At 57.5% G+C, this 24,762-nt stretch carries 23 protein-coding genes; 16 read left to right on the top strand and 7 right to left on the bottom strand.

The genetic code is table 11. The features are described 5' to 3' along the window. The first annotated feature begins 2 nt into the window (after window positions 1–2). On the top strand, window positions 3–2,498 hold the full coding sequence (locus AB6V08_RS11145; RefSeq protein WP_368542717.1) for a fimbria/pilus outer membrane usher protein: 2,496 nt from the start codon (window positions 3–5) through the stop codon (window positions 2,496–2,498). 12 nt (window positions 2,499–2,510) lie between these two features. Continuing rightward, window positions 2,511–3,575 carry a fimbrial protein gene (locus AB6V08_RS11140; RefSeq protein ID WP_368542716.1) on the top strand — a complete coding sequence of 355 codons (1,065 nt, stop codon included), beginning with the start codon at window positions 2,511–2,513 and terminating at the stop codon, window positions 3,573–3,575. Between the two features lie 25 nt (window positions 3,576–3,600). On the opposite strand, the gene AB6V08_RS11135 is transcribed toward AB6V08_RS11140, so the two are convergent. Continuing rightward, window positions 3,601–4,266, bottom strand: a complete 666-nt coding sequence (locus tag AB6V08_RS11135; protein ID WP_368542715.1) for a LuxR C-terminal-related transcriptional regulator — start codon at window positions 4,264–4,266, stop codon at window positions 3,601–3,603. Between the two features lie 453 nt (window positions 4,267–4,719). Between AB6V08_RS11135 and AB6V08_RS11130 the strand changes: the two genes are divergently transcribed. Next, window positions 4,720–5,337: a helix-turn-helix transcriptional regulator gene (locus AB6V08_RS11130; protein ID WP_368542714.1), complete on the top strand. Its 618-nt coding sequence runs from the start codon at window positions 4,720–4,722 to the stop codon at window positions 5,335–5,337. Window positions 5,338–5,406: 69 nt separating this feature from the next. Then, window positions 5,407–6,087 (top strand): EAL domain-containing protein, encoded by a 681-nt coding sequence (locus AB6V08_RS11125; RefSeq protein WP_368542713.1) that lies wholly within the window; start codon window positions 5,407–5,409, stop codon window positions 6,085–6,087. Between the two features lie 33 nt (window positions 6,088–6,120). Here the strand turns inward: AB6V08_RS11125 and nlpA are convergent, their stop codons facing one another. From nlpA to AB6V08_RS11105, 4 genes are all read right to left on the bottom strand, one after another. Next, window positions 6,121–6,921, bottom strand: coding sequence for a lipoprotein NlpA (gene nlpA, locus AB6V08_RS11120; RefSeq protein ID WP_368542712.1), 801 nt, complete (start codon window positions 6,919–6,921; stop codon window positions 6,121–6,123). A 130-nt stretch (window positions 6,922–7,051) separates the two neighbouring features. Then, window positions 7,052–7,450, bottom strand: a complete 399-nt coding sequence (locus tag AB6V08_RS11115) for a type II toxin-antitoxin system VapC family toxin (RefSeq protein ID WP_368542711.1) — start codon at window positions 7,448–7,450, stop codon at window positions 7,052–7,054. Next, window positions 7,447–7,713, bottom strand: a complete 267-nt coding sequence (locus AB6V08_RS11110) for an antitoxin (protein ID WP_368542710.1) — start codon at window positions 7,711–7,713, stop codon at window positions 7,447–7,449. The genes AB6V08_RS11115 and AB6V08_RS11110 overlap by 4 nt, the downstream gene beginning before the upstream one ends. Window positions 7,714–7,824: 111 nt before the next feature. Next, window positions 7,825–9,333 (bottom strand): MDR family MFS transporter, encoded by a 1,509-nt coding sequence (locus AB6V08_RS11105; protein WP_439649877.1) that lies wholly within the window; start codon window positions 9,331–9,333, stop codon window positions 7,825–7,827. A gap of 78 nt (window positions 9,334–9,411) precedes the next feature. On the opposite strand from AB6V08_RS11105, the gene AB6V08_RS11100 reads away from it, so the two are divergent. Beyond that, window positions 9,412–10,059 (top strand): TetR/AcrR family transcriptional regulator, encoded by a 648-nt coding sequence (locus AB6V08_RS11100; RefSeq protein ID WP_368542708.1) that lies wholly within the window; start codon window positions 9,412–9,414, stop codon window positions 10,057–10,059. On the opposite strand, the gene AB6V08_RS11095 is transcribed toward AB6V08_RS11100, so the two are convergent. Then, window positions 10,056–10,475, bottom strand: a complete 420-nt coding sequence (locus AB6V08_RS11095) for a GNAT family N-acetyltransferase (RefSeq protein ID WP_368542707.1) — start codon at window positions 10,473–10,475, stop codon at window positions 10,056–10,058. The two genes, AB6V08_RS11100 and AB6V08_RS11095, sit on opposite strands and share 4 nt — an antisense overlap. A 186-nt stretch (window positions 10,476–10,661) precedes the next feature. Between AB6V08_RS11095 and AB6V08_RS11090 the strand changes: the two genes are divergently transcribed. The 6 genes from AB6V08_RS11090 (at window position 10,662) to AB6V08_RS11065 (ending at window position 18,562) form a co-directional block, all read left to right on the top strand. Further along, on the top strand, window positions 10,662–11,231 hold the full coding sequence (locus AB6V08_RS11090; protein ID WP_368542706.1) for a TetR/AcrR family transcriptional regulator: 570 nt from the start codon (window positions 10,662–10,664) through the stop codon (window positions 11,229–11,231). 148 nt (window positions 11,232–11,379) lie between these two features. Beyond that, window positions 11,380–12,501: an efflux RND transporter periplasmic adaptor subunit gene (locus tag AB6V08_RS11085; RefSeq protein WP_368542705.1), complete on the top strand. Its 1,122-nt coding sequence runs from the start codon at window positions 11,380–11,382 to the stop codon at window positions 12,499–12,501. Beyond that, on the top strand, window positions 12,501–15,611 hold the full coding sequence (locus tag AB6V08_RS11080) for an efflux RND transporter permease subunit (RefSeq protein WP_368542704.1): 3,111 nt from the start codon (window positions 12,501–12,503) through the stop codon (window positions 15,609–15,611). The genes AB6V08_RS11085 and AB6V08_RS11080 overlap by 1 nt, the downstream gene beginning before the upstream one ends. Beyond that, window positions 15,611–16,975 (top strand): efflux transporter outer membrane subunit, encoded by a 1,365-nt coding sequence (locus AB6V08_RS11075; RefSeq protein ID WP_368542703.1) that lies wholly within the window; start codon window positions 15,611–15,613, stop codon window positions 16,973–16,975. The genes AB6V08_RS11080 and AB6V08_RS11075 overlap by 1 nt, the downstream gene beginning before the upstream one ends. A 49-nt stretch (window positions 16,976–17,024) precedes the next feature. Beyond that, entirely contained in the window at window positions 17,025–18,182 is a 1,158-nt protein-coding gene (locus AB6V08_RS11070) for a multidrug effflux MFS transporter (protein ID WP_368542702.1), read from the top strand. An 83-nt stretch (window positions 18,183–18,265) separates the two neighbouring features. Then, window positions 18,266–18,562, top strand: coding sequence for a YicS family protein (locus tag AB6V08_RS11065; RefSeq protein ID WP_368542701.1), 297 nt, complete (start codon window positions 18,266–18,268; stop codon window positions 18,560–18,562). A gap of 27 nt (window positions 18,563–18,589) precedes the next feature. Here the strand turns inward: AB6V08_RS11065 and AB6V08_RS11060 are convergent, their stop codons facing one another. Beyond that, window positions 18,590–19,540 carry a LacI family DNA-binding transcriptional regulator gene (locus tag AB6V08_RS11060; RefSeq protein WP_368542700.1) on the bottom strand — a complete coding sequence of 317 codons (951 nt, stop codon included), beginning with the start codon at window positions 19,538–19,540 and terminating at the stop codon, window positions 18,590–18,592. Between the two features lie 293 nt (window positions 19,541–19,833). Here AB6V08_RS11060 and AB6V08_RS11055 point away from each other — a divergent pair, with 293 nt between their 5' ends. The 5 genes from AB6V08_RS11055 (at window position 19,834) to AB6V08_RS11035 (ending at window position 24,719) form a co-directional block, all read left to right on the top strand. Further along, window positions 19,834–20,148: a PTS sugar transporter subunit IIB gene (locus AB6V08_RS11055; protein WP_368542699.1), complete on the top strand. Its 315-nt coding sequence runs from the start codon at window positions 19,834–19,836 to the stop codon at window positions 20,146–20,148. Window positions 20,149–20,159: 11 nt separating this feature from the next. After that, window positions 20,160–21,485 carry a PTS sugar transporter subunit IIC gene (locus tag AB6V08_RS11050; RefSeq protein ID WP_368542698.1) on the top strand — a complete coding sequence of 442 codons (1,326 nt, stop codon included), beginning with the start codon at window positions 20,160–20,162 and terminating at the stop codon, window positions 21,483–21,485. Window positions 21,486–21,502: 17 nt separating this feature from the next. Further along, entirely contained in the window at window positions 21,503–22,876 is a 1,374-nt protein-coding gene (locus tag AB6V08_RS11045; RefSeq protein ID WP_368542697.1) for a glycoside hydrolase family 1 protein, read from the top strand. Window positions 22,877–22,893: 17 nt separating this feature from the next. Next, the gene (locus AB6V08_RS11040) at window positions 22,894–23,196 is read left to right on the top strand and encodes a PTS lactose/cellobiose transporter subunit IIA (RefSeq protein WP_014168006.1); all 303 of its coding nucleotides are present in this window, start codon (window positions 22,894–22,896) and stop codon (window positions 23,194–23,196) included. 143 nt (window positions 23,197–23,339) lie between these two features. Further along, window positions 23,340–24,719, top strand: a complete 1,380-nt coding sequence (locus AB6V08_RS11035; RefSeq protein ID WP_368542696.1) for a carbohydrate porin — start codon at window positions 23,340–23,342, stop codon at window positions 24,717–24,719. Window positions 24,720–24,762 lie beyond the last annotated feature (43 nt).

The following is a 24,762-nucleotide window of genomic DNA, read 5'->3' as shown; positions in this document are numbered from 1 at the left end:
CCATGAAATTGAAACCAAACAGGCTCTGCATGCTGGCCGTCTGCTCGCTTCTGCTGTCGCAAAAATCGGGAGCGGTATCTTTTGATACCTCCCTGCTTGCTGGCGCATCCGGCGAGTCCGATCTGTCGCGCTTTTACGTTAATAACGCCATGCCTGCCGGTCCACAGGAGATGGATATTTACGTTAACGGAGACTGGAAGGGGCGCTATACGGTGACCTACGGCGAGCAGCAGGATAACGTTCGCCTTGCGTGGAAAGATGCCCGGATGCTGGGGATCAACACCAAAGCCATTCCGGCGCCCGCCATTGCGCAGGGGCAGGTGCAGCTGCGCGACCTGGTTCAGGGCGGCGAGGTGAAGACCGACACCGGCACCCTGAGCCTGGCGCTCACCGTGCCGCAGGCAGCAGTGTTGCGCACCGAAGAGGGCTATGTTGCCCCCCAGTTCTGGGATGAAGGGATCCCGGCGCTCATGCTCTCCTGGAATACCACCTGGTACAACACGCGGACGAAAGGCTCGGAGAAAGAGACCAACGACGATTTTTACGCCGGACTGGATTCCGGTGCTAACCTGCTGGGCTGGCAGTTTCGCGACAGCAGCACCTGGCGCAAGTCCGCGAGCGGCGACAGCAGCTGGGAGAACAATACCCGCTACGTGCGCCGTCCGCTGGCGGCGCTGAAATCCAACCTGACGCTGGGCGACTTTTATATTCCAGGCGATCTGTTTGATTCCCTGCGCGTGCGCGGCGTTTCGCTGGCGTCCGATCTGAAAATGCGCCCTAACTCGCAGCAGGGCTTTTCGCCGGTGGTACACGGGGTGGCGCGCACTAACGCCCTGGTAAAAGTGATCCAGAACGGTAACGTCATCTATCAGGAGAACGTTCCGCCGGGACAGTTTACCCTCGACAGCATTCAACCCACCGGGTCGGCCGGCGACCTGCTGGTGGTGGTGCGTGAAGCCGATGGCTCACAGCAGTCCTTCACCGTGCCCTTCTCTGCCGTGCCCGGCATGCTTAAAGAGGGCGTGAGCGAATACAGCGTGGTCGCGGGAAAAGTGCATCAAAACACCCTCGAGGCAGAGCCCGCCTTCCTGCAGGCCACGCTGCGCTACGGCTTTAATAACCTGATGACCGGCTATACCGGCACCATCATGAGCGATAACTACCAGGCCGGGCTGATCGGCACCGGCTGGAACTTGCCGTTCGGGGCGGTCTCCGTGGACGTGACCCACGCCAAGACGACGCTGCAGGACAGAACCGACAGCGGCCAAAGCTTTCGCGTGTCGTACAGTAAGTTTATCGATACGACGGCCACCAACTTCACGCTGGCGGCCTACCGCTATTCCACTAAAGGCTATTACAGCTTTAGCGACGCGCTCTACTCCCGGGAAGGGTATCAGCGCCTGAAGGCGCAGTATGACGACTATGAGGATCGCTTCGGGGTCGCCCCGGAGATGACGATGAGCACCTGGGATGCCCTGCGCGCCGCGCAGCCTAAAAATACCTTCACCCTTAACCTGAACCAGCGCCTGCTCAACAACTGGGGCACGGTCTTTATTTCCGGCACCCAGCGCGACTACTGGAACGCCACGCAAACCTCGCGCGAATATCAGGCTGGCTATTCCAACGCCATCGGCCGGGCCAGCTATACCGTTTCCGCCAGCCGGGTGCGCAACAGCGAGCGTGAAGAAGAGACGCGCTTTTACCTCTCCCTCAGCCTGCCGTTCTCGCTGTTTGATAACAACGCGTGGATCACCTCCAGCCTGACGGCCAGCGATTCGCACTATGAGCAGAGCAATATCAGCATGAGCGGCAACGCGCTGGAGTCGAATCGCCTGAGCTATACGCTCTCCGGCAGCAATGCCCGGGGCGGAAACAACACGGCCAGCGTGAACACCGCGTATCGCGCGAACTTCGCCACGCTCGGCGGATCGTTCAGTGAATCCTCCGACTACCGCCAGACCGGGCTAAACGGGCGCGGCAGCCTGGTGGCCGTGCCGTGGCATGTGCTTGCCTCGAACGAAACCGGCACCACCATGACGATTGTGGATGCGCCGAAGGCGGAAGGGCTGATGATCAACGGGGATGAAAGCATCGTGACCAACAGTGACGGCGTGGCGCTGGTGCCTTATGCCACGCCGTACCGTAAAAACGCCATCACCCTGTCCGAAACGGCGAACAGCCGCGGGGCAGAAATACGCGGCAACATCGCTAACGTGGCGCCATACGATGGCGCGGTGAATTACATCCGCTTCGACACCGACCAGCGCCAGTCCTGGATGCTTCGCGCCACCCGTCCCGACGGAGCTCCCCTGCCGTTTGGCACCGAGGTGCTGAACGAGGGCGGCGAGTCTGTGGGCTATGTCGGCCAGGCCAGCGTGCTTTACATCCGCGCGGAGCAACAGCCACGCGCGCTAAACGTTCACCTGCGCGGCGGAAACTGCACCATCGCCGCTCCGGCGTGGGGGCTGGATAGCCCGCCTTCTGTTTGCCATTACTAACGGAACATCACCATGATACGGTTACTGACCTTTCTGTTTCTCACCTGCGTCAGCGGCGCAAGCTATGCCACCTGCTCCGGGGGCAGCATTTCCTATGGCCCGCCAATCAACATCGATCTGTCGGATAAGCTCACGCCGGCCACGCCAACCTGGACCGGCAGCTTCACCACCCAGTACAGCGGCTCGTTCAACTGCTCAACCGGTAACAGCGAGTTTTCCTACACGCCGATCCTCTCAACCGACAGTAATTACGCCACCGTTCTGGGCTTCAGCAACAATAAATATATGGTGCGGGCGGAGATCACCAGCACGCAGCCCAACAAGACGCTGGCCGCCGGCGGTAGCCATACGGCATCAGAGCTGAATACCCCTTTTACCGTGCGCTTTACGCTGGTAAACCAGAGCGGCACCACGCTCACGGGCGACACGGCAAACATGAGCGACGTGCTGTTCGTCAGCGATATGAGCGGCATGTCGCTGTGGGAGATCATTACCTGGCCGATAAACCAGCTGGTGAAAATTGTGCAGTGGCTGTTTAACGGCTTTAAGTGGCCCTACGATAACCGCGATATGTTTGGTCAGCCGATGACCATCAAATATGCGCCAAAGCTGACGACCTGCTCGTTCGACAACGCGGGGCTAACGGTGGCTCTGCCTACGCTCGGCATTCCCCAGCTTAGCGCCTCCGCGCAGCCGGGGCTGACCCCCTTCACGCTCAACATGAGCTGCCAGAACCTGAGCGCGAGCGGCAATTCTGACCGGGCCATCGAGATGTTCCTCTCCAGCAGTCAGCTGCTATCCACCGACAGCACGGTGCTGGTCGATACCAGCAGCGGCGCCGCGCAGGGCGTTGGCCTGCGGGTGATTCAGCGCAACAATCCGCAGCAGCCAGTGGTCTTTTCGACCTCCACCGCCAGCCGCGGCAACGCAACGCTGCTGTTTAGCGTGGCGGCGGGTGGGGCATTGAACAAGACGTTCACCCTGCCAATGGCGGCGTCGTATTATGTCTGGGCACCGGCGAAGGTCAGCCAGGGCAAGCTGAATACCTCGGCCACGCTGAATATTATCTATCCGTAGTGCGCACCGTGCGGAACACCGTCGCTTAACTCCCAATCTTCCCCGCCATCTGCAGGTATTTGATCAGTTCACTGTGGTTGGCGAGGTTGAGCTTCTTCATCGCATTGTGCTTTTGCGTCGCGATGGTACTGACCGAGCGGCTTCGCAGCCGGGCGATTTCGGTCACCGTGTAGCCTTCCACAATAAGATGCAGCACCTCCCATTCCCGCGCGGAAAGCACCGAACGCGAACGCGCGCCGGTGCGCATCGCCCCCTTAAGAAAAGAAGAGATACGCGGCTTAACGTCCTCTGTTCCCAGCAGCGCCTGCAATTGCGTTCTCAACTCTGCGGGGGTGTCCTGCAAAGAGAGCGTCAGCTCATACTTCATCTCCAGGACTTTTTTTAATAATCCGTACTGTAATTCTGGAACAAAAAGAACGCGCTTTACGTTGTGCATATTACATAGCGCATGAAGTCTGTTGCTGGTTTGCACTCCCCACGATCGCTGATTAAAAAGATGGCTGAACTCGACTATCACAATATCAACCTGGCGATCGTCAATCGCATCAAAAAGCCGATCTATGGATTCCACTATCGATACGCTCAGAGAATATTCTGGCAGTAGTTTTTGCAGCGCATCGCCTATCGCCTCGTGCAGAATATTGATTCGATAAAACACAAGAACCCTGACGGTTAACTCAGTACAAATCATATAATTTCATTATTAACACGAATAAAGGGGAGCGATAGTAATTTAATACACCCGCGCTCACAACTTATTCCCGCCAGGATTTTACCTGGTCATAATGATAAAAATCTGTAGCGGAGGAACGCCACTCTCTTAAATCAGGTTAACCAGAGCCAAAAAAACGCATAAAACCCGCCCGGTGCGGCCTGCGAAGCCTTCCATAACCAGAGCAAATCTTAAATTTCTCGACTTTTTAGAATAAAATACTACATCTAACGTTATTATAAGATTAAAGGTGTTAGTTCTGACATTAAAATATCTTTTCAATTTTATTTCATACCAATAAATAACATCCCCTTTACTCGATATGTTTCTCTGACTTACATTTTACGCATCATCCCACCAAACAAATAATGGGTGAACACAACATTCAAAGACTGTTTTTCTTACAGGGACATGGTGCTCAGATAAAGGAGAATGACCATGAAGGAAAAAATATATGTTGCCGTGGTTGATAGTTGTGAATTCACAATGATTGGCCTGCAATATCTTGGCAATCGCGAACCTGACGAGCATCGGGATATTGTTTTCGAGGGGTTCAGCAACATTGAAAGTTTTCTTCTCAGCAATCAGACCTGGGATATCGTCATATACGATCCGCTGAACACCGGCAATTTTATGATTACGCCGAATGAGGACATTCTGCGCATTAAAGAAACCCAGCCTGACGCGAGAATTTATATTTACTCGTTATCCGCCGGTTTCCTGAAGTTTAAGCATGTCGACGGGGTGATCAATAAGCGCGTTTCGCTGGGGGATATCAAGGCGATGTGGCAAATCCTGATGAGCCAGACGCCCAGGTCGTTGAACACTTACAACGTAAGCATCACCACGCAGCAGCGCCCTGCAAGACTTTCTAATGAGGAAGCCAGCGTGCTGAGGGGTTACTCCTCGAATCTGAAAACCAAGCAAATTGCCCGCCAGCTGGGCTGCAACGTCAGGCTGGTTTACTTCTATAAAAACAGCGCCATGTACAAGCTCAAGGCCGTGCGGGGCCCCTCGTTCTACGAGAGCATTCGCTGGATATTGAATTGACCGTTCGACCGTGTGTCGTTTGCCTTTGTTCCCGCGTCCGCGGGAACCTTTTTTTCTGAAGGTCTCGTCATGTATACCGTGCTTCCCTCACCCATGCTGCATACCATCACGGGGCTGCGGTTTCAGCCAATCGTGGATTTTCACTCCGGCCAGGCCGTGGCGCATGAGGTTCTTGTGGAGATCCGCAACGTCAATCTTGATGTGCTCTTCGCCTCGTTGCCCACCCGCTGTGCGCTGCAAATCTTTTTCTGGCAGGCCAATACGCTTTTAAAGATGCAGGATAAGGGCCAGTACTGGCTTAACTTCCCGGCAGATAAGCTGCTTGATCCCAACGCCATGGAACTGCTGCTTGCGCTACGCCACCAGCGGCGATTAACGATTGAGATTCAGGACCCGCTCACCCTGACCCGCATGAGTCGCCTTGAGCAACGCAGCGTCCATAACAATCTGCACCGGCTTAAAGCCGCGGGCTGGAAAATCTGGCTGGACGATCTGACCTACGAGCTGGCAGACGACTATGCGCGACTCGCCCTGCCGTTTGACGGCATCAAGCTTGACCGCTCGGAGCTAAACATCCCTGGCCGATTCGACGCATTCGTTCACGTCGTCAGAGATAAGATTGCCGGGGCTGTCGTCGTTGAAGGGATTGAAACCGCGCAGGATCTGCAGCGTGCCTGCGCGTCGGGAGCCCAGTTTGGCCAGGGTTTTCTCTGGCCGGAAAGCCGGATAGACGCCGTCGTGACGGCGTGAAATCCGGCGGCATCGGGTTGGCATTTTACCCTATTACCAGCCGGGTACCGCCCCGCCGTTGAAGATAGTCTCAGCCGCTTTTGCCACTTCAGGCGACTGATAAGACTGGATAAATTCCTTCACGTTCTCCGCGTCTTTGTTGTCTTCGCGCGTGACCACGATGTTCACGTACGGCGAGTTTTTGTCTTCAATGAAGACGCTGTCATGCACCGGCGACAGCCCGGTTTGCTGAAGATAGGTGGTGCTGATAATGGCGACATCCACTTTCGGGTCATCCAGTACTCGCGGGAGCTGCGCGCCTTCAAGCTCCATGATCTTGAGATTTTTGGGGTTAGCGGTGATATCCAGCGCCGTCGGCAGCAGGCCGGTGTCCGGCTTCAGGGTAATCAGCTTCTCTTTTTGCAGCAGCAGCAGCGCGCGCCCCAGGTTGGTCGGATCGTTTGGAATGGCGATGGTCGCCCCGTCCTTCAGGTCAGACACGGATTTGATTTTGCGGGAATAGCCTGCCATCGGGAAGACGAAGGTATTGGCCACCGCGACCAGCTTGTAATTGTGCGCCTTGTTATCTTCTGCGAGGAACGGACGATGCTGGAAGACGTTGGCATCCAGCTCTCCCTGGTTAGTGGCGTCGTTTGGCAGCAGCGAACCGCTGAACCCCACCAGCTCCACGTCCAGGCCGTATTTCTCTTTCGCCACCTTTTTGGCGACCTCCGCCACGTCCTGCTCGGCGCCGTTGATGACGCCCACCTTAATGTGTTTGGCATCACTGCCGCTTTGGTCACAGCCCGCGAGCAGCAGGCCAGTCAGGAGAAGCGCACCCAGTTTAAGTTTCACGAGACAGTTCCTTTTGATAAACGTTTTCCAGACTATATCGACAACGGCGCGGCGGGCTAAAAAACGAAAAAGAATCAATAAGAAGGATAGGTTATATGCCCGGTCAGCGCGGCGCCACCGGGCGAAGGGGTCAGGCTGCGGTCGTCCAGTCCTCAACGGTAAGCTCCTGAACCATCCCGAACGCACGATCGTTGGTCACGATGGTTGTACCCCGGCTGATGGCGTGTGCGGCAATCAGCTGGTCGAGATCGCCCATCACTTTCCCTCTCTTTTCCATTGCGGCACGCAGCTCGCCGTAGGTGGCCGCGGCTTCGCTGTCCCAGTCGCAAATGGTGATGGTGCTCAGAAACTCGTGTATCGTTTCTTTCAGCCCGCGACTCTGCTTTTTATCCGCACCATAGAGCAACTCCGCTTCCGTGATGCTTGAAATGCAAACGTCATCTGGAGTCAGGCAAGCCATTCTGTTCACTACGCCAGGGTGCTTTTTAAAAAGATGGCTCACAATATTTGTATCCAGCATATGCCTCATGCCTGAACTCCATCGAGAGGATCCCTTTTTGTCATGCTCTGATTTCTCTCCTCCTTACTGAGAAATGAATCGGAGACAGTCGTGTTCTCCAGCAGCCTGAAAAAATTGTCCCAACTTTTTGCCTTAGCAGGCTTTGCCGTCAACACCACATTCCCCGCCTCATCCCGCCGGATGTAGACGCTCTCCGCATCAAATGCGAACTCATCCGGCAGAACAACCGCCTGATTTTTACCCTTTTTAAACAGTTTCGCTGTGCGTTCCATTGCTATCCCTGTCGGTTTATTGACCAGGCCGCATCATGCGCCAGCGGCGCTCGGGAAGACAAGCACCGCCGTTCAAAATCGGAAAGCGACTCGCAATTAATAGACGAACGCCTACCCTTTCGCCTCCCCTCTGCGCAGCGGCGCTTCGCGTAAAAACCACGACAGCGCAAACGCCAGCACCATGATCCCCGCCGCCAGCAGGAACACCGCATGAATGGCGGAGCCGAACGCATCCAGGTAGTCCAGGCGCAGGGCATCTGGCAGATGGTGAATCGCCACCGGGTTTAACTCGCGCGGCAGCTCAGCGCCTTCCGGCAGACTGTTAGCCAGCCCCGACTGAAGAACATGGGTGAACACCGCACCGAACAGCGCCACGCCGATGGCCCCGCCGATGGAGCGGAACAGCGTCACGCCCGAGGTCGCCACCCCGTATTGATCCGCCGACACGCTGTTCTGCACCGCCAGCACCAGCACCTGCATCACCAGACCCAGCCCCATGCCCAGCACGCTGGTAAACAGATACAGCTGCCAGGTTGGGGAGGTGATTGAAATGCGCGTCAGTAAGAACATCCCCACCACGCCGAGCAGGGTGCCGAGGATCGGGAACAGGCGGTATCTCCCGGTATGGCTGATAATGCGCCCGCTGATAATCGAGGTCAGCAGCAGGCCGCCCATCAGCGGAATAAGCTGCAAGCCGGCCTGCGTTGGCGTGGCGTCTTTCACCACCTGCAAATAGAGCGGCAGGAAGGTCACCGAGCCAAACAGCGACATGCCGATGATAAAGCCAATCAGGCTACAGAGCAGGAAGCTGCGGTCGCGGAACAGCGACAGCGGAATGATTGGCTCCCAGGCCAGCCGCTCCTCGTAGATAAACCCGGCAATCCCCGTCAGGCCAAAGGCCAGAATGCACCACAGCTGCGGGTCGCTCCACTGGCGCACGGTGCCGCCTTCGGTGGTGAACAGAATGATGCACAGCAGCGCCATGCTGAGGTAAATCGCCCCCAGATAGTCAATCTCATGCTTGCTGCGCCGCGCGCTGCCGTGGAACACCGCGCCAATCACCAGCAGGGCAAACAGGCCGAGCGGCAGGTTGATGTAGAAAATCCAGCGCCAGGAGGCGTGCTGAACGATAAACCCGCCGATCAGCGGGCCAATCACCGTTGCCAGCCCAAACACCCCGCCGAACAGGCCCTGATAGCGACCGCGATCGGCAGGCGGGATCACGTCCGCCACCGCCGCCATGCTGATCACCATCAGGCCACCGCCCCCCAGCCCCTGCAGGGCGCGCATCAGCACCAGCTGGGTCATGTTTTGCGCCAGCCCGCACAGCGCGGAGCCCACCAGGAACAGCACAATGGCGATTTGCAGGACGATTTTACGCCCAAACAGATCGCCAAATTTGCCGTACAGCGGGACCACGATGGTGGAGCTGAGAATGTAGGCCGTGACCACCCAGGAGAGTTTATCCAGGCCCCCCAGTTCGCCGACAATGGTCGGCAGCGCCGTGGAGACAATCGTTTGATCCAGCGCCGAAAGCAGCATCACCAACAGCAGGGCGCTGAACAGCAGCTTGATAGACGGCGCTTTCTGCGCGGGTTGAGCCATTACGTCGGACTCCATAACACATCACTTGAAATTAATTAATCGTATAATTAATATTTGTGGAAGTGATGAATAAGATCAAGAGATACTGTGACCATGCCAGCACAAAAGGACAATTCTGAACCCCGCCGCCCGGGGCGCCCGCGCGGTGGCAAACGCGTTACCGCCAGCCGCGAACAGCTGCTGGATATCGCCCTGAACCTCTTTTCCCGTCAGGGGATCGCCAACACCTCGCTCAACGCCATCGCCAAAGAAGCGGGCGTGACGCCGGCCATGCTGCACTACTATTTCAACTCCCGGGAACAGCTGCTGGATGCGATGATTGAGGAGCGTTTCCTGCCGTTACGCAGCAGGATCGGCGCTATTTTCGCGGAAAACCCGGATTCTCCGGTCGATGCGTTAACGGAGATGGTGAAGGTGCTTGCTGAACTGGCGGAACAGCACCGCTGGTTTGCGCCGCTGTGGATGCAGGAGGTGATCGGCGAAATGCCGGTGCTGCGTACCCATCTGCACGCGCGGTTTGGCGATGAGAAGTATCAGGCGACGCTCGCCACCCTCAAAGGCTGGCAGCAGGACGGGAAGCTTAACCCCTCGCTGGCACCGGAACTGCTCTTTACCACCCTGCTAAGCCTGGTGCTGGTGCCGTTTTCACGCATGCGCAATGACGAGAGGCTGCAAGCCCTCTCGCCGGAGATCGTTGTGCGTCACGCTTTGGCGGTGATTAGCGGCGGGATTGGCGGTTAGAGAGGCTTCGTCAGGTAGTGCCGCTGCATTCCCTGATGCGGATAGTCCTGAATCGACATCAGCAGCTGATAGCCCTGCTTCTCATAAAACGGACGCGCCTGGAAGCTGGCGGTGTCCACCAGCGAATGCCTGCAGCCCAGACGCCTGGCGTCATCCTCGGCAGCTTTAATAAGCTGGCTGCCCACGCCGGAGCCCCGCACGTCATCGCTGACCCACAGATAATCAATGTTCAGCCACTCCCCTTTGCGGGTGCCAATTAACCCGCCAAGCATGACGCCCTCGTCGTTTCGCACGTAGACGCCAATATCATTGCTGAAGGTGGCCATATCGAGGAACCGGCTGTTAAAAGCCCTTAATCCCGTTAATAACTCTTCTTTCTCGTCGGGTGTAACTTTATGGGTAATGCTCAGGTGCATATTATTCTCCTTATTTTCAGCGCAATCTGAATATCTCACAGCTTAACCTTCATAAAAACTCCTTATTTCCTCCATTGTTTAAACCAGGAAATATTCATTCAATATGTAAATAAAAAAAGCCTTTCCAAAAGGGGCTCAAAACGTATAATGAGAACGATCATTCTCACTTTTACACGGTAGCCTAAGATGAGCACAACGCTGGAAGAACGACAAAAACTGCGCCAGGACGAGATCGTCACCGCCGCGCGCCGCTGCTTTCGCGCCAGCGGGTTTCACGCGGCCAGCATGTCGCAGATCGCCAGCGAGGCGAAGCTCAGCGTCGGGCAGATTTACCGTTATTTCAGTAATAAAGACGCGATTATTGAAGAGATGATCCGCCGCATCATCGACTCACGCATCGAGGAGATGCAGGGTAAAACGCTGGTAGAGGGGATGCCGCAGGCGCTTGCCTGGCGACAGACGCTCAACGAAGACGACGATGCGCTAATGCTGGAAATGTCCGCCGAGGCCACGCGAAACCCTCAGGTTGCCGCCATGCTGATAGAAGCCGAATCACGTATGTTCGCCAACGCCTGTACGCACCTGAAAAAGCAGTTTCCGCACCTGAGCGATGAACATATTCGCTGCTGCGTGGAGATTACCGCCGTGATGATCGAAGGCACCATTTATCGTCGACTCACGCCATTAAAAGTACCGTCAGAACAATTAGAGCCCGTTTATCAGGATATTTTAAATTTACTTTTCACTGCGAAGTAATCGCATGTGAATAATTAAATGAGATAAGTCATTTCTCGTTTTAACATTTCTGGTTCAGCCAGAGATGCGGTATCGCTGTGCCTTTAAATAGCCCTCCTCCCTGTTAAGCATTTAACAGGGCAGGCTTCGTTCACCCTGGAAAAAGATTATGAAAACCATAACAACCTCCATCGCAGCATTACTCCTCCTGACAGGGTGCGATAATGCACAAACATCTGCTCCCCAGCATCCTCTACCGGAAGTGGGGATTGTCACGCTCATAAGCCAGCCGGTATCCGTCGTCAGCGAGCTCACTGGACGCACCACCGCCGCGATGAGCGCCGAAGTGCGCCCGCAGGTAGGCGGCATTATCCAGAAGCGGCTGTTCACCGAAGGCGATACCGTCAAAGCCGGACAGGCGCTGTATCAAATCGATCCTGCCAGCTACCGCGCCGCATTTGATGAAGCCGCCGCGGCGCTGAAACAGGCGCAGGCGCTGGTGCAGGCCGACTGCCAGAAAGCCCAGCGCTATGCGCAGCTGGTGAAAGACGACGGCGTGTCGCGTCAGGATGCCGAAGACGCGAAATCGACCTGCGCGCAGGACAAGGCCAGCGTAGAGTCAAAGAAAGCCGCGCAGGAGAGCGCGCGCATTAACCTCGACTGGACTACCGTCACCGCGCCGATTGCCGGACGCATCGGTATCTCCTCCGTCACGCCCGGCGCGCTGGTGACCGCTCAGCAGGACACCGCGCTCGCCACCATTCGCGGGCTGGACCAAATGTACGTCGATTTAACGCGCTCCAGCGCCGACCTGCTGCGCTTACGTAAGCAAACCCTCGCCACCAATAGCGATACGCTAAGCGTGTCCTTAATCCTCGAAGACGGCAGTACCTACGGTGAAAAAGGCCGCCTGGCGCTGACCGAAGTGGCAGTGGATGAGTCTACCGGATCGGTTACCCTGCGCGCCGTCTTCCCGAACCCGCAGCATCAGCTTCTGCCCGGCATGTTTGTCCGCGCCAAAGTGGATGAGGGCGTGATGGATGACGCGATCCTTGCGCCACAGCAGGGCATCACCCGCGACGCCAAAGGCACGGCCACCGCGCTGGTGGTGAACGCCAGCAACAAAGTCGAGCAGCGTCAGCTGGAAACGGGCGACACCTACGGCGACAAATGGCTGGTGCTGAGCGGCCTGAAGGCGGGCGATAAGCTGATCGTCGAAGGCACCGACAAAGTGACCGCCGGGCAGGAAGTGAAGGCCGAAGAGATGAAAAACGCCGGAGGGAACGCCTGATGTTTTCACGTTTCTTCGTGCGCCGCCCGGTCTTTGCCTGGGTGATCGCCATTCTCATCATGCTCGCCGGGATGCTGGCGATCCGCACGCTGCCGGTGGCGCAGTACCCGGACGTCGCCCCGCCGTCGATCAAAATCTCGGCCACCTACACCGGCGCCTCCGCGCAGACGCTGGAAAACAGCGTAACTCAGGTGATCGAGCAGCAGCTCACCGGGCTGGATAACCTGCTTTACTTCACCTCCACCAGCAGTTCGGACGGGTCGGTAAGCATCAACGTCACCTTCGAGCAGGGAACCGACCCGGACACCGCGCAGGTACAGGTGCAGAACAAGGTTCAGCAGGCGGAATCGCGCCTGCCGACCGAGGTACAGCAGTCCGGCATTACCGTCGAGAAATCCCAGAGCAACTTCCTGCTGATCATGGGCGTGTACGATAAAACCGATACCGCCAGCAGCTCGGATATCGCCGACTGGTTGGTGAGTAATATGCAGGATCCGCTGGCGCGCGTGGAGGGCGTCGGGAGCCTTCAGGTGTTCGGTGCGGAATACGCGATGCGCATCTGGCTCGACCCGGCGAAGCTGGCCTCCTACTCGCTGATGCCGTCCGACGTGCAGAGCGCGATTGAAGCGCAGAACGTTCAGGTCTCCGCCGGTAAAATCGGTGCGCTGCCCTCGTCGAACGCCCAGCAGCTGACCGCCACCGTCCGCGCCCAGTCGCGCCTGCAAACGGTCGATCAGTTTAAAAATATCATCGTGAAGAGCCAGTCCAACGGCGCGGTGGTGCACATTAGCGACGTCGCCCGCGTGGAGATGGGCAGCGAAGATTATACCGCCACCGCGAAGCTGAACGGCCACCCGGCCGCGGGTATGGCGGTGATGCTCTCTCCGGGTGCGAACGCGCTCAACACCGCCACGGCGGTAAAAGATAAAATCGCCGAGTTCAAAAAGTCGATGCCGCAGGGCTACGACGTGGCCTACCCGAAAGACAGCACCGAGTTCATCAAGATCTCGGTTGAGGACGTCATTCAGACCCTGTTCGAAGCCATTATCCTCGTGGTGGTGGTGATGTACCTGTTCCTGCAAAACCTCCGCGCCACGCTGATCCCGGCGCTGGCTGTCCCTGTCGTTCTGCTGGGCACCTTCGGCGTACTGGCGCTGTTCGGCTATTCCATCAACACCCTGACGCTGTTTGCGATGGTGCTGGCGATCGGGCTTTTGGTGGATGACGCCATCGTGGTGGTAGAAAACGTCGAGCGTATTATGCGCGACGAGGGGCTGCCCGCCCGGGAGGCCACCGAAAAATCAATGGGCGAAATCTCCGGCGCGCTGATCGCCATTGCGCTGGTGCTCTCTGCGGTATTCCTGCCGATGGCCTTCTTCGGCGGGTCTACCGGGGTCATTTACCGTCAGTTCTCTGTCACTATCATCTCCGCGATGTTCCTCTCCGTGGTCGTGGCGTTAACCCTGACGCCCGCGCTCTGCGGATCGATTCTGAGACATACGCCCCCGCACAAAAAAGGGTTCTTCGGCGCCTTTAACCGCTTCTACAGCAGGACCGAGCATGGCTATCAGAACAAGGTGCTGCGCGCGCTGCGCCGCTCCGGCGGCATGCTGGTCATCTACGCCCTGCTCTGCGGCGCGATGGGGTTCGCGATGCTAAAACTGCCCGGCAGCTTCCTGCCGACGGAAGACCAGGGCGAAATCATGGTGCAGTACACCCTGCCAGCAGGCGCGACGACGGTCCGTACTGCCGAAGTCAGCCGCCAGGTACGCGAGTGGTTCCTTACCAAAGAGAAAGCCAACACCAACGTGATCTTCACCATTGAGGGCTTCAGCTTCAGCGGCAGCGGCCAGAACGCCGGGATGGCGTTTGTCTCCCTGAAAAACTGGTCCGAACGTAAGGGCGAGGAAAACACCGCTCAGGCCATTGCCCTGCGCGCCACGCAGGAGCTGAGCACCATCCGCGATGCCACCATCTTTGCCATGACGCCACCGGCGGTGGACGGCCTGGGCCAGAGCAACGGCTTTACCTTTGAACTGATGGCCAGCGGCGGCACCGACCGCGACGCGCTGCTGAAACTGCGTAACCAGCTGATTGGTGAAGCCAATCAGAACGGCTCGCTGCACGCCGTGCGCGCCAACGATCTGCCGCAGATGCCGCAGCTTCAGGTGGATATCGATAACAACAAGGCCGTGTCGCTGGGGCTGTCCCTGAGCGATGTTACCAGCACCCTCTCCAGCGCCTGGGGCGGAACCTACGTGAACGACTTCATCGACCGCGGCCGCGTGAAAAAGGTCTACATTCAGGGCGACAGCGACACCCGTGCCGTGCCGTCGGATCTCAACAAATGGTACGTGCGCGGCAGCGACAGCACCATGACGCCGTTCTCCGCCTTTGCCACCACGCGCTGGGAGTATGGTCCGGAAAGCCTGGTGCGTTACAACGGCTCGGCGGCGTATGAAATTCAGGGCGAAAACGCCAGCGGCGCCAGCTCCGGTACGGCGATGAGCACCATGGAGCAGTTGGCGAATAACCTGCCGTCCGGCAGCACCTGGGCGTGGAGCGGGTTGTCCCTGCAGGAAAAACTGGCAAGCGGTCAGGCGATGAGCCTCTATGCCCTCTCGATCCTGGTGGTGTTCCTGTGCCTGGCGGCGCTTTATGAAAGCTGGTCGGTGCCGATTTCCGTCATTCTGGTGATCCCGCTTGGCGTGCTGGGTGCGGCGCTTGCCGCCTCACTGCGCGGCCTGAGCAATGACGTCTACTTCCAGGTGGCGCTGCTCACCACCATCGGCCTGTCGTCGAAGAACGCCATTCTGATTGTGGAGTTTGCCGAAGCCAAAGTCGCAGAGGGTTACTCCCTGACGCGCGCCGCGCTGCGTGCCGCCCAAACGCGTCTGCGCCCCATCATCATGACCTCGCTGGCGTTTATCGCAGGCGTGACGCCGCTGGCAATAGCCACCGGTGCAGGCGCCAACAGCCGCGTGGCCATTGGGACAGGCATCATCGGCGGGACGCTGGCCGCAACGCTGCTGGCGATCTTCTTCGTTCCCCTATTCTTCGTACTGGTGAAACGTCTGTTCTCCGGTAAGCACGCCAACCGGAGGTCATAATGTTTCGTGTATCTATTTTAGCGTTAGCCCTGCTGAGCGCAGGCTGTGTGTCGTTAGACCCAACGTATCAACGCCCGGACGCCCCCGTCCCGGCGACGTTACCCGGCGCGCACGGCGAAGCCACCGCCGTGGTGAGCCAGTGGCAGCAGGTGATGAACGATGCGCGGCTGAAAAGCGTGGTGACGATGGCGCTGAACAGCAACCGCGACGTGCAAAAAGCGATTGCCGATATCGACGCCGCGCGAGCCCAGTACGGCGAAACGCGATCGTCCCTGTTCCCGACGGTGGACGCCGAGCTGAGCCACACCCGCAGCCGCACGCTGGCCAGCGGCGTCGCGACAAGCGATGAGGCCAACGGCGCGGTCTCCAGCTTCGAGCTGGATCTGTTTGGCCGTAACCAGAGCCTGTCGCGCGCGGCGCGTGAAACCTGGCTCGCCAGCGAGTTCACCGCCCAGAACACGCGCCTGACGATGGTCAGCGAGTTGACCACCGCCTGGGTGACGCTGGCGGCGGATAACAGCAACCTGGCGCTGGCGAAATCCACGATGGAGAGCGCGGCGAACTCGCTCAGGATTGTGAAGCGCCAGCGGGAGGTCGGCGTGGCGGCGGCGACGGACGTCAGCGAAGCGATGGCGGTTTACCAGCAGGCGCGCGCCAGCGTGGCAAGCTACCAGACGCTGGTGATGCAGGACAAAAATGCCCTCAACCTGCTGGCGGGCGACACGGTGCCGGACAACCTGCTGCCCGGCACCCTGGAGAGCCTGAGCGATAATGCCATCACGCTGATCCCGGCGGGCGTCAGCTCCAGCGTGCTGCTGCGTCGTCCGGACATTCAGGAAGCCGAGCATAACCTGCTGAGCGCCAATGCCAGTATCGGCGCGGCACGCGCTAACTTCTTCCCGTCGATTTCGCTCACTGCCAGCGCGGGCGTCGGCAGCGATTCGCTCTCATCCCTGTTCAGCCACGGCATGAAGGTCTGGTCGTTCGCGCCGTCCATCACCCTGCCGCTGTTTAGCGGTGGCAACAATATGGCGCAGCTGCGCTACGCGGAAGCGGAGAAGAAGGGGCTGATCGCCACCTATGAGAAAGCTATCCAGAGCGCGTTTAAGGACGTCGCGGATGCGCTGGCGCGCCGTGAAACGCTCGGCGAGCAGCTCGACGCCCAGCGCGAATACGTGGCGGCGGAGCAAAAAACGCTGGACGTGGCGACCCGCAGCTACCGGGCAGGTGCCGGGGATTATCTGACGGTACTCACCGCGCAGCGGTCGCTGTGGTCGGCGCAGGAATCGCTGATCGCGCTGCAGCAAACCGACCTGGAGAACCGCATCACGCTGTGGCAGTCGCTGGGCGGCGGGATTCAGTAACATCACTGCCGGGCGGCGCAGCGTTGCCCGGCCATCAGAGTAGATACCTATGGCAAAACTCTCTTTTTCTTTCTCGGCCATCCTTGGCCTGCTGACGGCGATCGGGCCGCTGTGTTCCGATTTTTATCTTCCGGCGCTGCCGGAGATCGCCACCCAACTCAACACCTCCACAACGCTGACGCAGCTTTCTCTCACCTCGGCGCTGATTGGCCTGGGGCTGGGACAACTCTTTTTCGGCCCGCTAAGCGATCGCATCGGACGTAAAGCGCCGCTGCTGTTGTCACTTTTGCTTTTTGTGCTGGCTTCAGTGCTTTGCGCCATCACGCAGAATATTTACGCCCTGATCGGCTGGCGATTTGTTCAGGGCATTGCCGGGGCGGGCGGCTCCGTACTGGCCCGCTCCATCGCGCGTGATAACTATCATGGCACGATGCTAACGCAATTTTTTGCCCTACTGATGACGGTCAACGGCATCGCGCCCGTCGTGTCTCCGGTCCTCGGTGGCTATATCGCGTCGCATTTCGACTGGCGAATGCTGTTCTGGATAATGGCAGGGGCGGGGCTCGCGCTGCTGATCGCCAGCCAGCTTTTTATCCGCGAGTCCCTCACAGAGAAACAGAGCGGGGGATCGCTGGCGCAAACCGCCAGGACGGTACTTAAAAATCGTCGCTTTATGCGCTACTGCCTGATCCAGGCCTTCATGCTGGCGGGGCTGTTCTCCTATATCGGGGCATCCTCCTTTGTGATGCAAAACGAGTATGGCCTGAGTGCAATGCAGTTCAGCCTGCTGTTCGGTGTGAACGGTATCGGGCTGATCGTCTCGGCGCTGATTTTCTCCCGCCTGGCGCGCCGACATCTGGCGGAAAGATTGATGCGAACAGGCCTGGTTCTGGCGGTGTCCTGCGCGGGGCTGACGTTGCTCTTAGCGTGGATGCAGCTTTCCGTTCCGGCACTGATTGCTCTCTTTTTCACCGTCGCATTTAACAGCGGGATCAGCACTCTTGCGGGTTCAGAAGCGATGAGCGCAGTCGACGCGAAGGAGTCCGGCACAGCGTCGGCCATTCTGGGCATGCTGATGTTTTTATTCGGCGGGATCGCAGCGCCTCTCGCGGGTATCGGAGGAGAAACGATGCTGAAAATGAGCCTCGCGGTGTGGGTGAGCTACGGCATTGCACTGGCGATCGGATACCGTACGCAGAATGCATAAATTCATACTTTCGAATGGAGTCGCTACACTGAATGTAACGATATATTTCATGGGAAGCACGTGGCTTTCTAATGGGGGTTTCTATGAAATTCGCACACCTTTTTTGCCTGATGGTTTGCCTGCTGTTCGCCGCGTTCGTCCACGCTCAGGATGAAGAGAGCCCGGCGAAGGACGCGCAAATCAAACAGCAGGTGCTCAAAGATGTGAAAAAAACCTGCACGCCGCAGAAGAAGCAGAGCGATAAGGCGTGGCAGGCCATGATTTTGTCGTCGGAGGCCAACCAGCTGCTGATCAAAAACGCCGTCACCGCGGTGAAGCGCGACAATCTGGATGCCTACTGGGACGCGGTGAGTAAGGTGGATTGCATGGAAGATTACTAAGCGTGAAGCCTGAGCTTCACGCTTTTTTTAACGCTTGCGGATATCCGGAATAATTAAGTCCCCGCGCAGCACATACGAACCCAGCATCTGCGTTTTCTCATTCAGCCAGGTCACTATTCTCGCGGCCATGGCGTCCATCGAATACTCAATGGCCGGGATCACCGGAACGCCCGGCAGATGCAGCGATCCTGCGAGGCTAAAGACCATAATGTCTTCCGGCACGGACTTATTAAACGCCTGCAGCTGCGGGATCACCCGCTGGGCTTCCTGCTCGTCCGCCACCAGCAGGGCGTTGAAGTTCAGGGTGGAGGCATTATTGAGCAGCTCCTGGAGCGCAACGGACGAGGAGGTGGCGTCCATAAAGACGAGATTACGGTTAAACGGCAGGAAATTTTTCTCCAGCGCGTGCTTGTAGCCGAGCAGCACCAGGTCAGCGAAACCGCTGCCGTGCGGGTGGATCAGCGCAATCTGGCGGCGGCCCTGGCTGGTGAGATAGTTACAGGCAGTTTCGGCGGCAAAGGCGTGATCGAACTGGATGCTGTTGGCGTTATCCGACGCCATGCAGTCGACCAGAATGACGTTTTCCATGTCGATATCCAGCGGGAAACGCGCGCCAATCACCAGGATATCGTCGCATAAGCCGCAGGAGAGTTCGTCGAGGGCGTGCATCACTTCCGCTTTGGTATTCGCAAAGCGCAGCAGCAGGTGCTTTTGATGCTGGCTGAGCTGTTTTTCCAGCGCGTACAGGTACCCCGTGGTCTGGTTGATATTGTCGTGCGCGCAGATCACGCCGATACAGCCGGTGGACTGGCTTAACAGCGACTGTGCGATCACGTTGGGGCGATAGTTCAGCTCGTCCACCGCTTTCAGTACGGCCTGACGGCTGGCTTCCTTTACGCCACGCGACCCGCTCAACACCCGTGATACCGTGGCTTTGGACACCCCGGCCAGACGTGATACATCGTTGATTGTAGACATCTCTCTCCCCTGGCAGGCAGTCCTCGCGCCTGCAAATTCCATTACCGCTTCGGCTCACATTATAGCCAGAACGGAGTATATCCGTTTCCGTTTTTCATGGAAACCGATTTTCCGTTTCCACTCAAAATGACGTCAGGATCGCCAAATTCTGTGAGGCCGATCGTGGTAATAAGCCCCATAAGTACAGCTTCTTGATGGGAGTCACAATTCTGTCTTTTATAAATGGAAACCGGTTTCCGTATGATGTCCAATCATCTCCGCAATAACTTTTTACACTTTGAGGATGGTTGTCGATGTTCAAGATTATGCTGTGCTGCTCTGCCGGGATGTCCACCAGCCTGCTGGTCAGCAAAATGGTCGATGTTGCCAAAGAGCGCGGTTTAGCGGTGAAGATTGATGCGTACGGCGTTTCCGAATTTGATACGCAGTTTCCGCAATACCAGGTCGTGCTTCTCGGCCCGCAAGTGAAATACATGTTAAAGACACTCTCAGACAAGGCGGCGACGCAGGGCATTCCGGTGCAGCCCATCGACATGATGGACTACGGGATGCAACGCGGCGACAAGGTACTGGACTTTGCACTGTCGCTCATCGAAGCGGCACACTAAAAGGTGTTCACATGAGTTCGTTATATCAATCAATGGTCGCGGTGATTGAGCAATCTATTACCCCGCTGGCGGCAAAGCTCGGCCAGCAGAAGTATGTCATTGCTATCCGCGACGGCTTTACCGCCGCGCTGCCGTTTATGATCATCGGCTCGTTTATGCTGGTGTTTATCTTCCCGCCGTTCTCGGCAGATACCACCAACAGCTTCGCCCGCGGCTGGCTGGATTTCTCCCAGACCTACCGTGAACAGCTGATGCTGCCGTTTAACCTCAGCATGGGCGTCATGACCTTCTTCATTTCGGTGGGGATTGGGGCAAGCCTCGGGCGTCAGTTTAATCTCGACCCGGTGATGTCCGGCCTGCTGGCCTTTATGGCCTTCCTGCTGGTGGCCGCCCCCTACGCCGACGGCAAAATCTCCACTCAGTATCTCTCCGGCCAGGGTATTTTCACCGCGCTGATTACCGCGATCTACGCCACCCGCGTTTACGCGTGGCTGAAGCAGAACAACGTGACCATTCGCCTGCCAAAAGAAGTGCCCACCGGCGTGGCGCGTTCGTTTGAGATCCTCATTCCGGTGATGGTGGTGATCGGCACGCTGCACCCGCTGAACCTGTTTATCGAAGCTCAGACCGGGATGATTATCCCGCAGGCGATTATGCACCTGCTGGAGCCGCTGGTGTCGGCGTCTGACTCCCTGCCAGCCATTCTGCTTTCCGTCCTGCTGTGCCAGATCTTCTGGTTCGCCGGTATCCACGGCTCGCTGATTGTCACCGGCATCATGAACCCGTTCTGGATGGCGAACCTGTCGGCAAACCAGGCAGCGCTGGCGGCGGGCGCGGCGCTGCCGCACGTCTATCTGCAGGGCTTCTGGGATCACTACCTGCTGATTGGCGGCGTAGGCTCGACCCTGCCGCTGGCCTTCCTGCTGCTGCGCAGCCGCGTCACCCACCTGCGCACCATCGGCAAAATGGGCGTGGTGCCTAGCTTCTTTAACATCAACGAACCGATCCTGTTCGGCGCGCCAATCATCATGAACCCGATGCTGTTCATCCCGTTCGTGTGCGTACCGCTGGTGAACGCCTGCCTGGCGTATGCCGCCACCCGGCTCGGCTGGCTGGCACAGGTGGTGTCGTTAACGCCGTGGACCACCCCTGCGCCAATCGGTGCATCCTGGGCGGCAAACTGGGCATTTAGTCCAGTTGTGATGTGCGTCATTTGTATGGTGATGTCAGCTGTGATGTATTTACCTTTCCTGCGCGCTTACGAGCGTTCGCTGATGAAAAGCGAAGAGCAAAAAGCCCAGGCTTCTGTAGGTTCTGCTGAAACAGCCAGCAATTAAGTCAAAGAGGAAGCGTTATGAAATATTCATTTCCCGAGCATTTCTGGTGGGGCAGCGCAAGCTCCGCACTCCAGACCGAAGGGACAAGACAGGGCGAAACCACATGGGATTACTGGTTCTCCCGCGAGCCAAACCGTTTTCACAACGGCGTGGGGCCGCAGCACACCTCCACGTTTTACCAGCACTGGAAAACGGATATTCAGCTATTAAAGCAGCTGAACCACAACAGCTTTCGCACCTCGATTAGCTGGGCGCGCCTGATCCCCGACGGCGTCGGTGAAGTGAACCCGGAGGCGGTCGATTTTTATAATCAGGTCATTGATGAGCTGATCGAACAGGGCATCACGCCGTTTATCACCCTGTTCCATTTCGACATGCCGATGGCGATGCAGGAGATTGGGGGCTGGGAAAACCGCGATGTGGTTGAAGCTTACGCCCGCTACGCGCAGATTTGCTTCGAGCTGTTTGGCGATCGCGTGCTGCACTGGTTCACCTTCAACGAGCCGATTGTCCCGGTGGAAGGTGGGTATCTGTACGACTTCCACTATCCGAACGTGGTGGATTTCCGCCGTGCCGCGACCGTGGCCTTCCACACCGTGCTGGCGCACGCGCTGGCGGTTCGCGCCTATCGCGCCGGGCATTACGCCGGTGAGATTGGCATCGTGCTGAACCTTACCCCGTCATACCCGCGCTCGCAGAACCCGGCTGACGTCAAGGCCGCGCACATTGCAGACCTGATGTTTAACCGCAGCTTCCTCGACCCGGTGCTGCGCGGCGAGTACCCGGCGGATCTGGTCAGCCTGCTGAAAGCCTACGATCAGCTCCCTGCCTGCAAGCCGGAAGACAGCGCGCTGATTGCCGAAGGGAAAATCGACCTGCTCGGCATTAACTACTATCAGCCGCGTCGCGTGAAGGCGCGCGACAGCGCGGTGAACCCGCAGGCGCCGTTTATGCCGGAGTGGTTCTTTGATAACTACGAAATGCCGGGCCGCAAGATGAACCCGTACCGCGGCTGGGAAATTTACGAGCCGGGTATTTACGATATCCTGATTAACCTGCGCGATAATTACGACAACCCTCGCTGCTTTATTTCTGAAAACGGCATGGGCGTTGAAAATGAACAGCGCTTTATTGAAAACGGCCAAATAAACGATCAATACCGTATTGAGTTTATTTCCAACCATCTTAAATGGCTGCACAAAGGGATTAGCGAAGGCAGTAATTGCCTTGGCTACCATATGTGGACATTTATTGATAACTGGTCATGGTGTAATGCGTATAAAAATCGCTACGGATTTATCCAGCTCGATTTAGAGACCCAGCAGCGCACCGTTAAAAAGAGCGGGGAGTGGTTTGCCGCCACCTCTCTGAATAATAGTTTCGATATCTAGCGAAAGAGTGAAAGATGATGATTGCCTTAGAAGAAGCGGTAATGGAAATCATCGTCAATGCTGGTCAGTCGCGCAGCCTGTGCTTTGAAGCACTGCATGCTGCGCGGCAGGGCAACCTTGACGAGGCCAAAAGCCTGCTGCGCGAAGCCGACGGTTACGCGCGCCAGGCCCACAAGATGCAAACCAAACTGATCGAACAGGATGCGGGCGAAGCCCGCCAGCCGATGACGTTAATTATGGTTCACGCTCAGGATCATTTAATGAATTCCCTGCTCGCGCGTGAATTATCCGAAGAAATAATTCATTTATACCAGAGATAATCTATGGGGAAATAAAAACGCTCGTGTAATACCTCTGTACCTACAAATAGATATCAATCTGTTTCTGATGATAGCGACATACTCTGTCAGATCGGAGCGGGATGGTTATTGTCTGAATAAAATGTAAATTAATAGAGATGACAATGAAAAACAGTAAAAAACTTCCATTAACAATGGCGGTTATCGCCGCGCTTTGCCCAATTTCCGTGCTCGCACAAGAATTCACCCAGGAGCAAATCGACGCCATTGTCGCCAAAGCGGTGGATAAGGCGCTGGCCGAGCGTCAGGCCAAAATGGACGCCGCGGTGGCGAAAAAAGCGGACGTGGTGACCGAGCCGCAAAGCGCGGCGCAGTCCCCGGATATGGCGATTCCTTTCGGCATTAAATTTACCGGCTACGCCCGCTACGGCGCGCACTTCCAGGCCGCCGATCAGAAATACGTGGCGGTAGACGGCTCTTACAACGGCGCGTCCGCGATTGGTCGTCTGGGTAACGAAGGCAACGGCGGTGAATTCCAGCTTTCAAAAGCCTTCAAGGGTGAAAACGGCGCCATCTGGGACATCAACGTGATGATCGACCACTGGGGCGACGAGGTTAACCTGAAAAAAGCCTACGCCGGGGTGACCAATATTATGGCCTCCAACCCGAACGCCTACTTCTGGGCGGGCCGCGATTTCCACCAGCGTCCGCAGCAGGGCATCAACGATTACTTCTGGATGAACCACGACGGCCAGGGCGCCGGGGTGAAGAACTTCGACATCGGCGGCGTGCAGTTTGACATGGCCGCCGTGGCGGCGGTGGAATCCTGCAGCCCGGAGGTGATGGAAGACGAAGCCAACCCGTCGCGCATTACCTGTACCGGCGGCTCCGGCACGGGCGATAAAGGCAACTACGCCGCGACCTCAAAAATCCACGGCATGAAGGTGGGCCCGCTGGATCTGGAGCTGTACGCCAACTACGGCTTTGACTCCAAAGCGATCGAGAGCGACGAGCGCCTCAACGCGTGGCAGGGCGGCGTGGTGCTGAGCCACACCAACGACAGCGGCGTGAACAAGGTGATTGCCCGCTACTCCGATAACTCGGACAACAGCGTGTTCAACAAAACCGAGGATCTGACCACGGTGTACGCCAGCTTCGAAGGGCTGTACAAATTCACCCAGGCCACGCAGGTGGAGTACATCCTCGCCTTCCACGACTACGACAACAGCCGCGATAGCACCGACAACCGCAAGAACTACAACGCCATCGTGCGCCCGATGCACTGGTGGAACGACGTTCACTCCACCTGGCTGGAAGCGGGCTGGCAGCACGTGGATTACGACAACGGCGGCGACAATAAGGGCTGGAAGCTGACCCTGTCGCAGAACATGTCCATCGCCATGGGGCCGGAGTTCCGCCCGATGCTGCGCTTCTACGTGACCGGCGGCAAAGTGGATAACGAACGCACCGCGCGCGTGAACGGCACCAAAGACGAGACGCTCGACGACTTCAACGTCGGCGCGATGTGGGAGGCGTGGTTCTGAAATAAAAGCAAAACGGCAACTCTCGTTGCCGTTTTTAGTGTTT

It is taken from the genome of Enterobacter soli, assembly GCF_964208575.1.
GTDB classification, from domain to species: domain Bacteria; phylum Pseudomonadota; class Gammaproteobacteria; order Enterobacterales; family Enterobacteriaceae; genus Enterobacter; species Enterobacter soli_A.
The sequence above is the reverse complement of the archived record's forward strand: the minus strand, read 5'-3'. Positions and strand labels throughout refer to the sequence as shown.

Coding starts and splice junctions, on each gene's coding strand:
- AB6V08_RS11145 (WP_368542717.1), top strand. CDS start 3: ATGAAATTGAAACCAAACAGGCTCTGCATGCTGGCCGTCTGCTCGCTT.
- AB6V08_RS11140 (WP_368542716.1), top strand. CDS start 2,511: ATGATACGGTTACTGACCTTTCTGTTTCTCACCTGCGTCAGCGGCGCA.
- AB6V08_RS11135 (WP_368542715.1), bottom strand. CDS start 4,266: ATGATTTGTACTGAGTTAACCGTCAGGGTTCTTGTGTTTTATCGAATC.
- AB6V08_RS11130 (WP_368542714.1), top strand. CDS start 4,720: ATGACCATGAAGGAAAAAATATATGTTGCCGTGGTTGATAGTTGTGAA.
- AB6V08_RS11125 (WP_368542713.1), top strand. CDS start 5,407: ATGTATACCGTGCTTCCCTCACCCATGCTGCATACCATCACGGGGCTG.
- AB6V08_RS11115 (WP_368542711.1), bottom strand. CDS start 7,450: ATGAGGCATATGCTGGATACAAATATTGTGAGCCATCTTTTTAAAAAG.
- AB6V08_RS11110 (WP_368542710.1), bottom strand. CDS start 7,713: ATGGAACGCACAGCGAAACTGTTTAAAAAGGGTAAAAATCAGGCGGTT.
- AB6V08_RS11105 (WP_439649877.1), bottom strand. CDS start 9,333: ATGGAGTCCGACGTAATGGCTCAACCCGCGCAGAAAGCGCCGTCTATC.
- AB6V08_RS11100 (WP_368542708.1), top strand. CDS start 9,412: ATGCCAGCACAAAAGGACAATTCTGAACCCCGCCGCCCGGGGCGCCCG.
- AB6V08_RS11095 (WP_368542707.1), bottom strand. CDS start 10,475: ATGCACCTGAGCATTACCCATAAAGTTACACCCGACGAGAAAGAAGAG.
- AB6V08_RS11090 (WP_368542706.1), top strand. CDS start 10,662: ATGAGCACAACGCTGGAAGAACGACAAAAACTGCGCCAGGACGAGATC.
- AB6V08_RS11085 (WP_368542705.1), top strand. CDS start 11,380: ATGAAAACCATAACAACCTCCATCGCAGCATTACTCCTCCTGACAGGG.
- AB6V08_RS11080 (WP_368542704.1), top strand. CDS start 12,501: ATGTTTTCACGTTTCTTCGTGCGCCGCCCGGTCTTTGCCTGGGTGATC.
- AB6V08_RS11075 (WP_368542703.1), top strand. CDS start 15,611: ATGTTTCGTGTATCTATTTTAGCGTTAGCCCTGCTGAGCGCAGGCTGT.
- AB6V08_RS11070 (WP_368542702.1), top strand. CDS start 17,025: ATGGCAAAACTCTCTTTTTCTTTCTCGGCCATCCTTGGCCTGCTGACG.
- AB6V08_RS11065 (WP_368542701.1), top strand. CDS start 18,266: ATGAAATTCGCACACCTTTTTTGCCTGATGGTTTGCCTGCTGTTCGCC.
- AB6V08_RS11060 (WP_368542700.1), bottom strand. CDS start 19,540: ATGTCTACAATCAACGATGTATCACGTCTGGCCGGGGTGTCCAAAGCC.
- AB6V08_RS11055 (WP_368542699.1), top strand. CDS start 19,834: ATGTTCAAGATTATGCTGTGCTGCTCTGCCGGGATGTCCACCAGCCTG.
- AB6V08_RS11050 (WP_368542698.1), top strand. CDS start 20,160: ATGAGTTCGTTATATCAATCAATGGTCGCGGTGATTGAGCAATCTATT.
- AB6V08_RS11045 (WP_368542697.1), top strand. CDS start 21,503: ATGAAATATTCATTTCCCGAGCATTTCTGGTGGGGCAGCGCAAGCTCC.
- AB6V08_RS11040 (WP_014168006.1), top strand. CDS start 22,894: ATGATTGCCTTAGAAGAAGCGGTAATGGAAATCATCGTCAATGCTGGT.
- AB6V08_RS11035 (WP_368542696.1), top strand. CDS start 23,340: ATGAAAAACAGTAAAAAACTTCCATTAACAATGGCGGTTATCGCCGCG.